Here is a 9,199-nt window from a genome sequence, read left to right on the forward strand (position 1 = left end):
ATACAATACAATGTGGTGAAAACACTAAACAAGATTGCGTTATTCAAAAACTCTCTTATTTTTATCCGCAATATCAAATATTAGAAAATAACCAAAAAGCTTTATACATAATCAGAAATAATGCGCTGGTATTACAAAACTGCACAAATACAATAACTATTAACAAAGATCAGATTATTTTCTTACAACAAGGAAATTATACCATAAAAACGCTAGGCAATGAGCCTTGTGAAACAATTTATATTCCTCTTTCTGATGATTTCTTAAGAAATTTCATGTCAAAAAATAGTGATATTCTCAGTAATATCGATAGAGAGGAAAATTTCTCATCGGCTTTTATCTGTTTTGAAGATTCACCTCTGATCCATTTTTGTAGTAATGGTTTTGATTATCTTTCTTCACAAAATTGTCCAGATACTTTTACTCAATTACGTATTGAAGAAATGCTCATTCTATTACTTTCTTCCGAACAAGGTGCCAATCTTATGGCGTTACTACGCCAATTAAGTCATAGGCAAGTTGATCGCTTGAAAATATTTATGGAAAAAAACCATCTAAAAAATTGGAAGCTAAAACAGTTTGCTCGCGAGTTTGGTATGGGTCTCACCACATTTAAAGAGTTATTTAATCATGTTTATGGAACATCGCCAAGAACATGGATATGCGAAAGAAGAATTATTTACGCACATCAATTATTATTAACAACAGAAATGAGTATTGTCGATATTTCTATGGAATCAGGATTCTCTAGCCAATCTTACTTTACACAAAGCTATCATCGACGTTTTAATATGACACCGAGTAAAGCGAGACATCTTAAATTAAAATTATAAAAAATCCGACCTATTATCATAATATCATCGTTCAATTCATCGCTAGAATATGCAAAATTTGTTCTGATGAGTGAAACTATTGTGATAAAGCGACAAACTAATACTAGCAAATACCAATATTATCGTTATTTTAATTTGCTAAAAAAAATGATGGCAGATGAAAATAAGAAAACTGTTGATAATTTATTTAATCTTCAGTTTTCTTTACTTATTACAAATAATGATATAAATGAGAAACAAATTAAAATATTATCTCGTTTATTATGCCGTGAAGCTGTAGACAGTTTATTGCAATCCACATGGTTTTTACGCAAAAAACATTGCTCAGTGCCATTAACTAAAGAAAATATTAATGCCGTAGTAAATTTGGCTGATAAATACCAATCTAATATATCAGATATTAATTGGAACGCTTTAAATGCAAAAATCAACATTGCTGATCATGCACGTTTTATTCAAGCTATCATAAAACCTATTTTTATTTGGTGGGTTGAACATATAACACCGCATATATTTACACTTTATGAGATAAAAAAAGAGCTCGAATATCAAATTAATCAATGTGAAAACATTAAATTATTTGAAGAAAAGGAACCATCAAATATAGCCTCTTCTTTTTTATCTTTAGAAGATATAAAAACAAAATTAGAAGCTGATAAAGCACGGTTCGTCGTGATAGATGATTTGTTGAAAAAGGATATTAAATTAGTTATAGAAGCTTGGGAAATAGAGCCGGTATTCAATAAAAAAATAAATAATACATTAGAGTACTTACAAAATACACAACCGCATTCTGAGTTATTACAACCATTATGGGATATTTTAATCACTATTCCACAACACCCTGAAAATTGTAAAAAACTAAAACACTGGCTAGTAGAACACTCTTTATGTTTAATTAATGATGAATTTATGTGGCATGTATAAAATATCAGCTCTTCATTATTTATAGAAGAGCTGACAACGGTAATTTATTAAAGGGTGCTATTTGATAGCTAAAATTTCAATTGTCACTATAGACATCGATTCTGGAGGTACTTGCCCTGGGATACCATCTTTCCCATACCCGCCATCAGGTTTAATATAAATTTTAGCTTTGCCATTTAAGCCTGCTTTAGCAACAAAAGTATTAAGAGGCAGTGGAAGTTGACGGTATGGTAAAATTAACGGCTTAGCTTTGTCATAATTAAGTGTTACTGTACCATCGGTTAATTGTTCATGCATAGCGAAAACAACTGTTTTACCTGCAATTGAATCCACAGGTTTCCCTTGTTTTAGGATTTTAAAGTAAGTGTTATCATCGTATTGCACATAGTTCTGTTTTTGTATTTCCGACAGAATTGATTTATTTCGTTGGGCATTATCTTTACCGATAATTGAATAGGCATATGCAAGCTGACTTGCGATAATCTGCCCTTCTCCCATAGCTTTATCCAATTGCTGTTTTAATGTTTTATTCTCTTTTTGAACACTCGCACTTTCGCTATTTATTTTTTTAATTTCACTTTCTTTTTCTTTTAGTTGCTCACTTAATTTTAATTCTTTTTCTTCAAGTGTTTTCGTTAGCGCACGCTGAGCTTCAAGCTGCTTAGAGACTTCATTAAACTCTTTTTGAGAATTCGCTAAAACACTTTCTTGTTGCTTAAATTGAGCCGTCGATTCTACTTGCTGCTGTTTTAATGAAGCAATTAGTTGGTTACTTTCAGAATTTTGTTTTGCTAACTGATCTTTAGCTTGTGTTAATTGTGTCGTTAATTTATCAGTAAGCGATTGTTTTTCTGCTAGTTGTTTCTCTAATTGAGCATAAGTGTTATCGTTCGCTATTTTGCTTTCTTTAAGTTGCCCAATGGTGGTATTGTTCTCTTTAAATTGGGTATCCAATGCTTGATACTTATTGGCAAGATCTGCCTGAGCTTTCTCTAATTTAGCGATTACACCATTTTTTTCTGAAATCAAAGCATCAAAAGCTTTCTCACCCGTAGATAAACTTTTTTTCAGCTCAGCTAATTCATTAACCTTATTTTGTAACTCAAGCTTCAACGCTGGGATCTGTGTTAATTGATCATCTGCTTGTGCTTTTTGTTGTTGAAGAGTCACTAACGAATGATTTAACTGTTGTTGCTCTTGGTTTATTTTTTTTATGTGATCGTTAAGTTGAGCTATCTGTTGGCGTTGGGTATCAATTAACTGATTATTCTTAGCTAGAGTAGCTTCAAAAGAGGCTTTGTTTTTAGCTAATTGATTTTCTAAAGATTGGCGCACTGCTGATAAATTAGTTAAAGAATTTTGTAGTTCCTCAATCTCTTTTTTAGCACTGTTATTTGTTAATAACCGTTGAGCCTGCCCATATTGTGATTGTAGCTGCTGTTTTTGTTGCTCAAGTTGAGCAACATGGGTAGTCAATTGATTTAATTTTTGTGCCTGAATATCAAAATCTTCTTGCTGTTTAGTTAATACTTTATTTTTTTCTGTCGCATCAAACAGCAACTGATCTTTTTCAGCTAATTGTGCAAGCAACGTATCCTGCTCTTTTTTAGACTGTGCTAATTCATTTTGTAACTTAGCCACAGACTGTTTTAGGCTATCATCATTAAGTAAATTATTCGCTACAGCCAGTTTATCTTGCGTTTTTGCCAATTCCGCTGTTAATTGTTGAACTTTTTCTTCTGCGGTTTGCAGTTTAGTTAAACTTTCAGTTAATAACGCGGCTTGTTCAGTAAATTTCTGATACAGACGTTGATATTTTTCGCGAGTATTTGCTAAACGATTTAATAGCTCTTTATTAAAGAGAGGTTGCTTATGGTCAAGCAAAGAACGTTTAAATTGATATAAAAAATGAAAAGGTATTTCAGTCACTGAATACACTGTATTTGGAATGAAATCTAATAAAGTATTATCAGTAGACTGATATGGCTGCCCTGGATAACGCTTACGCGTATAAAGCATTAGAGGATTATAGACCACGGATTTACTTTGATAATACCGATTCAAGTCCTCAGGGGTAAATTGCGGTTTAATCGGTACAAACGAAAGCAGTGGTGTTAAATAATGAGTGTAATCACTGTTTATTTTGTTGGTATTTGTAGATACCACAGAGCATTGTTCAGACAAAGTCACCTGAGGTACAGAGGGAGTCGCCACTACTGACCAATGCTCATTGCCTACCACGGTTTGATGTTCATTCCGTACAACAGGCTGTTTAGGCTGAATTTTTTGTTGTGGTTTTTGTGGTGGCTTTTCCTTTAATGTCACAGTGGAACGCACCGTTCCACTACGCTGATCGGGAGTAGATGAAGATGAAATTGTTGCAGAGGGTTCAGGCTTAATATCAACGGGCTGTTGTGCTTCTAAATAACGGTCAAAATCTTCAATGACAAAATTAAACTCATTATTAGCAAAAGACAGCGCCGGAAACATCATAAAAGCGAGACAAGCACTCTGCTTTAATTTCATAGTAATTATTCACCTAATTTCTTCAGTGTCGAATTCACAGACATAACCGAAAGATAGCGCACTTTAGCACATAGTACTTCGGTCTTAGATTCGATACTCATTTTTAATAATGCTAAGCTATCTTTACTAGCGGTATTTTCAACACTACGGTATAACGCATTAATTTCACTGATTTCCTTAAATTCATCCACCATAGATTTATACTCTGCTGGTGAAAATGTTTTTAAAGAATCAAGTTGCTTGATACATGCTGTTTGTGATGCCAGTTTTTGCTCCCCTACGTTCATCTGTTGATAATTATTATCAGCAGGTGAAGTTACCGTGGATTGCACCTGTGTTGGCACCACCTCCACAGGTTGGCTATCACCAGATAAAATGCTACATCCCGATAGTGTGAGAACAGTAACTGCCATAGACAGAGCTAAAACATTGTTTTTATTTTTCAATAAGGACATCATTTTTCCTTAATTCCGATCAGTCTAAATAAGAGCGTATGTAGTATCGCATTTTAAGCTATCTTATTATAATTTTCTATTGTCTATTGCGTACTAAGTCAATAACCTAGCGCATAAATGACAATAACGGCTCCTATCCTTTCATTTCATTATTTTTTCTTACAACATTGCATCCGTCACATTAAAATCATCATTAAATGAGTATCGGTATTTTTAATTGGAAAAATGTTGTCGTGTTAGAAGCAGTTATTTCTACACAATGAAGATAATAGCAGATAATCAGAAAAATAATAACATCTAATTTTATCATTTAATTACCTTTATAAGGTGTAAAATAATACTCTTTTAATGTGTTATAATTACTTTTATTTTGTTGCTGTTTTCTATTATCAGGATAAAATCAAAATATGAATATCAAAATAGTAATTGATATTCATTGTTATCCTTCAATATAGGAGAGTTAAGATGAGTCATTTTAACATTGGTGTTGTAGTCGGAAGCTTAAGAAAAGATTCCTATAATAAACAAACAGCAAAAGCATTAACCTCGCTATTTCCTCAAGAATTTACTTTTCAGTTCCTTGATATCGGTACTCTTCCTCTCTACAACCAAGATGATGACGACAAAACACCTGAAGCCGTTGTCGAGTTTAAGCAACAAATTAAGCAATGCCAAGGCATTATCTTCGTAACACCTGAATATAACCGCTCAATCCCTGGTGTGCTAAAAAATGCGTTAGATCAAGCCTCTCGCCCTTATGGTACTAATGCATGGGATAGTATTCCTGCTGGGATCATCGGTGTTTCAATCGGTAATATTAGTACTGCTATTGCACAACAGCACCTGCGTAATTCATTAGCATTTTTAAATATGCCAACCTTAAATCAACCAGAATGTTTTTTAAAATGGTATGATGGAATGGTAGAAAACGGTCAGTTTTCTGAAAAAACAGCAGGTTTTATGCAAAACTGGGTTAATAGCTATATTAACTTTGTAAAGCATAATCAAAAATAGCTTAAAATAGTCCTAAATAGATTTCACAGAGTGTGGTTTATAATAATTACACTCTGTCTTATTTTAAAAAGAGGGAAAGTAAAACTAACTTGCTAACCAATCAATAAAATATAATTAACTATTAATTATCAATATTTAAATAGTACCTCCTAATAATAACTAACTTTATTATAGCAAGTAGCTCATGTATAAAAATGACATTTAATAATCTATTTAAAATAGTAAATGGTATGATATTTTTAGTCTATTAGTTAGCGCAATTAAAAAACCAATCAATAAAATCATTATGTTATTCTTTCTATCTAGCTCATAAAAACTAATAAATTAGATATTACTTTAGTTACCAAAACAAGGGGAGAATAATTATTATCACTCATTTCACACATCTTGCGCCTATTAAACATATTGTGCGTTATATCTCTCAATAATCTCTTTCTATAATTGTGATATATAAAAAAATTACTTATATTAATAATCCATTAGATACTGACAGGTAAATCATGGATAACAACTTAAGAGAAATCGAATGCGAGCTCGCTGCTTTAAAAATAGTCACTAAATCTCTACTTTGTGCATTAAATGATAAGCAACGACGCGATATGTTAGGCAATATATCTTTAGTTATTGAAGATACTTCAAGCAGATATCCACATCACAATGAAGTTATAAATCTTACTGAGCAATATGTGAAAAAACTTATCCAAGCATAGACTCATTATATGATTTTAATGGTTTCCCCACCAATTTAACATCATAGGATGCACAATATTGCATCCTATGCTCTTCTTTTTACTAAAATAACGTTCACTCTTTTCTATTACTTAAGTCAAATATAACCTCTTACACTCTATCTTTATCCTCCAGTGATTAAGTTAATAAAATAGATCACTTTAGATAAAGCGCATTTGTAAAAGCGTTCTTTCTGTACTAATACATTTTTTACTTGGATTTACTTAAATAATTAATTAATATGCAAAATTATCCCATTGCTATCGTAATAGTTCCTCGGAAGAATATATGGAAAAAAAATTAGTTAACATAGAACATGAAGTTGCGGCATTAAAAGTGATTTTAAAATCACTATTACTTACATTAACAAATAAACAAAAGGAATCTGTTATATATGATATAAACAAAACCATTAGAAATGCTTATGCTGAACATCCACAATACCAAGACATAATAGAAAAAACCGAACAATACATAAAAAAGATACTCCAAAAATAGTTGTGATTTACATCACTATCAGTAAATAGCTATAACTATTTATATTGTTATTCATTATTTTTAGCTTTATATCTATAAATGCTGAGTTATTTTAATATGACATCATCAATGATTGATTGAGTTATAATATATAGCTATTATTTGCCATGTTATAAAAAAACAACAACACAAAGAATTATTAAATTTATTAATAAATTACATACAGTTAAAATATAAAATCTATCAATGCAATATTTTTAGGTATTTGCTATCTATTTCTTGCTGATTTATCTATTTAATAAAATTCGCCAAATCCTGGATCACAGATAACCATATATTCAGAAAATGAAAATTGATAGACTTCAGGTGAGTTAAGTTTGGAGCGGGCGAAGGGAATCGAACCCTCGTATAGAGCTTGGGAAGCTCTCGTTCTACCATTGAACTACGCCCGCAGTAGATTTTCTGATTATACTCCAGCAAATTTTAACGGCAATCCCCTGCCTATTTAAATGGTTATCAAATAGACAATATAGAGTGTAATCCCTTGAAATTTAGACATAAAAAAGCCATCTTACGATGGCTATGAAATAGCTTTTATTGCATTGAAATAAATGGATTTATTTCTCATCGCGTCCACATATCGACCACACTAAATCATGCCCGGAAATTATCCGGGCATTTCATCAAATATCTAACATCTGTTATCAATGCTTATTAAGATGTGGTTCTACTCATTCAATCAATGGAGGCTATGAAATAAACTTATTTTAGGGGCTTTACTTACCACATTTCGTGTCTCATCATTAGAAATTCTTAAGATTCTTCTGTTTATCGTTAGAAAGGAAAAAAACATGGAATTTCCATTCATTGTATCAATTTTTTTATTTTTAATATCTGTCGTTTGCATAACTCTAGGCATGATAAAACCTAGCATCATCAAGTTAAAAAACCGCAAACAATCGTTTATTGCTTTTCTTGTTACCTTTGTTTTATCAATCATTGGGGTTCTTAATTTCGCTCACGACACTCCCAACAACCAAGTCACCGAAATTCAAAAAACAATAAACGATACTTTTGTATGTAGTAATAAAAACGCAATCTACCCCACCGTCACAAGCATGATGGAAGATTTTGGAGACTATCCTTCTGATACCAACGCATTTGAAATCATCAGTGAATCTCCTCTAAAAATCCGATTATCAGCAACCGCTTACGATAATGATCCAACTGATGTAAAAGATAATTTAGCAAAGCACGCCCTTATTTATGGAGTATTACGCACATTTATCAATACAAATAATAATGATGTGGCAGTAGTGTCTTACCTCATTAATAATGATAATCACCAAAAACTTAAAGATAGCCCTGAATACACAACTACACTCACTAAAGATCAAGCATTAAAAATTACTCAGAAATATATTCAAATCAATTCATTGAATGATTTAATTGATGAGAATTGTTCATTTACAAAACAGTTTAATGAATTACGTTATGACGATAGCGGTAAGAAAGGCTTTGATAAGTTTTTTAATGAGCTAATCGTAAAGAAATAAGTATTAAGTTCACTAATGCATTAAAAAAATCAAACAAATCACTAAGAAGAAAATACATATTTTATATATCACTATATTTTAAAAAAGGAACAATCAAAAAATGAGAAAAAACAATACATTTGTAAGGGCAAATCCTACTAAATTTAATGCAACAACGGGAAGAAATGGTAGTTTTCAAGATAATGATAATCCTCGTTCAAATATTTTTTATGCCATAGGTTTTGAAACCGCAGCTTTAGAAATAATAAATATTGCTTTAAATAGTTCAAATAATAATGATATTGATTGTTTAGTATATCCTATATGTTTTAACATGCGACATGCAATAGAGTTAAGATTAAAAAAATTATGGCTCGATTTAGAAATTCTTTCTAGATTTAGATGGGAGGCATTACAAGAGCACCGAAAAACCAAATTAGCGCAAAATAGTAATTTAAAAAAAACAGAAATAGCTCCCTTCCCCAAAATAAAAGCATTACAATATCACGACATAGGAGTTCTTTGGAAAAATATATCAGAATATGCTCCAGTAATAGATTCTCGTTTTAAAGATATAATAGACATACTCTCAGAATTTATTCAAGATATTGCTGATATAGATCCTACAGGACAAACTTTTCGCTATCCATCTGATAATGAAAGTAAAACACACTTATTAGAAACTCCTTTAATAAATATCAAT

The 9,199-nt window shown here is 31.4% G+C and carries 8 protein-coding genes, 1 tRNA gene and 1 pseudogene; 7 read left to right on the plus strand and 3 right to left on the minus strand.

Features of this window, described 5'->3' with window-relative positions; all coding sequences use genetic code 11:
• On the plus strand, positions 1-833 hold an 833-nt coding region (locus AACU98_RS17025; RefSeq protein WP_202611339.1), incomplete at its 5' end, for a helix-turn-helix domain-containing protein.
• Positions 834-914: 81 nt separating this feature from the next.
• On the plus strand, positions 915-1,760 hold the full coding sequence (locus tag AACU98_RS17030; RefSeq protein WP_273816325.1) for a T3SS regulon anti-activator ExsD domain-containing protein: 846 nt from the start codon (positions 915-917) through the stop codon (positions 1,758-1,760).
• Positions 1,761-1,817: 57 nt separating this feature from the next.
• On the opposite strand, the gene AACU98_RS17035 is transcribed toward AACU98_RS17030, so the two are convergent.
• On the minus strand, positions 1,818-4,286 hold the full coding sequence (locus tag AACU98_RS17035; RefSeq protein WP_161735256.1) for a sugar transporter: 2,469 nt from the start codon (positions 4,284-4,286) through the stop codon (positions 1,818-1,820).
• A 5-nt stretch (positions 4,287-4,291) separates the two neighbouring features.
• Positions 4,292-4,744: a hypothetical protein gene (locus tag AACU98_RS17040; RefSeq protein WP_004244003.1), complete on the minus strand. Its 453-nt coding sequence runs from the start codon at positions 4,742-4,744 to the stop codon at positions 4,292-4,294.
• A gap of 462 nt (positions 4,745-5,206) precedes the next feature.
• Between AACU98_RS17040 and AACU98_RS17045 the strand changes: the two genes are divergently transcribed.
• From AACU98_RS17045 to AACU98_RS17055, 3 genes are all read left to right on the plus strand, one after another.
• Positions 5,207-5,755, plus strand: a complete 549-nt coding sequence (locus tag AACU98_RS17045; RefSeq protein ID WP_004244004.1) for an NADPH-dependent FMN reductase — start codon at positions 5,207-5,209, stop codon at positions 5,753-5,755.
• Positions 5,756-6,255: 500 nt separating this feature from the next.
• Positions 6,256-6,465 (plus strand): hypothetical protein, encoded by a 210-nt coding sequence (locus AACU98_RS17050; protein ID WP_004244005.1) that lies wholly within the window; start codon positions 6,256-6,258, stop codon positions 6,463-6,465.
• A gap of 307 nt (positions 6,466-6,772) precedes the next feature.
• A complete protein-coding gene (locus tag AACU98_RS17055) occupies positions 6,773-6,982 on the plus strand; it encodes a sigma-S stabilization anti-adapter protein IraP (protein ID WP_004244007.1) in 210 nt (69 codons plus the stop codon).
• A gap of 357 nt (positions 6,983-7,339) precedes the next feature.
• Here AACU98_RS17055 and AACU98_RS17060 read toward each other — a convergent pair.
• Positions 7,340-7,413 (minus strand) — tRNA-Gly (locus tag AACU98_RS17060).
• Between the two features lie 399 nt (positions 7,414-7,812).
• On the opposite strand from AACU98_RS17060, the gene AACU98_RS17065 reads away from it, so the two are divergent.
• Complete coding sequence (locus AACU98_RS17065; RefSeq protein ID WP_161735258.1) at positions 7,813-8,517, plus strand: hypothetical protein; 705 nt, start codon at positions 7,813-7,815, stop codon at positions 8,515-8,517.
• Between the two features lie 100 nt (positions 8,518-8,617).
• Positions 8,618-9,199: pseudogene (locus tag AACU98_RS17070) on the plus strand (hypothetical protein); the annotation flags it as partial.

It is taken from the genome of Proteus sp. G4380, assembly GCF_963885725.1.
Classification (GTDB): Bacteria; Pseudomonadota; Gammaproteobacteria; order Enterobacterales; family Enterobacteriaceae; genus Proteus; species Proteus mirabilis.

Excerpts from the sequence above, each read along its gene's own strand:
- AACU98_RS17035 (WP_161735256.1), bottom strand. The coding sequence starts at position 4,286 with ATGAAATTAAAGCAGAGTGCTTGTCTCGCTTTTATGATGTTTCCGGCG.
- AACU98_RS17040 (WP_004244003.1), bottom strand. The coding sequence starts at position 4,744 with ATGATGTCCTTATTGAAAAATAAAAACAATGTTTTAGCTCTGTCTATG.
- AACU98_RS17045 (WP_004244004.1), top strand. The coding sequence starts at position 5,207 with ATGAGTCATTTTAACATTGGTGTTGTAGTCGGAAGCTTAAGAAAAGAT.
- AACU98_RS17050 (WP_004244005.1), top strand. The coding sequence starts at position 6,256 with ATGGATAACAACTTAAGAGAAATCGAATGCGAGCTCGCTGCTTTAAAA.
- AACU98_RS17055 (WP_004244007.1), top strand. The coding sequence starts at position 6,773 with ATGGAAAAAAAATTAGTTAACATAGAACATGAAGTTGCGGCATTAAAA.
- AACU98_RS17065 (WP_161735258.1), top strand. The coding sequence starts at position 7,813 with ATGGAATTTCCATTCATTGTATCAATTTTTTTATTTTTAATATCTGTC.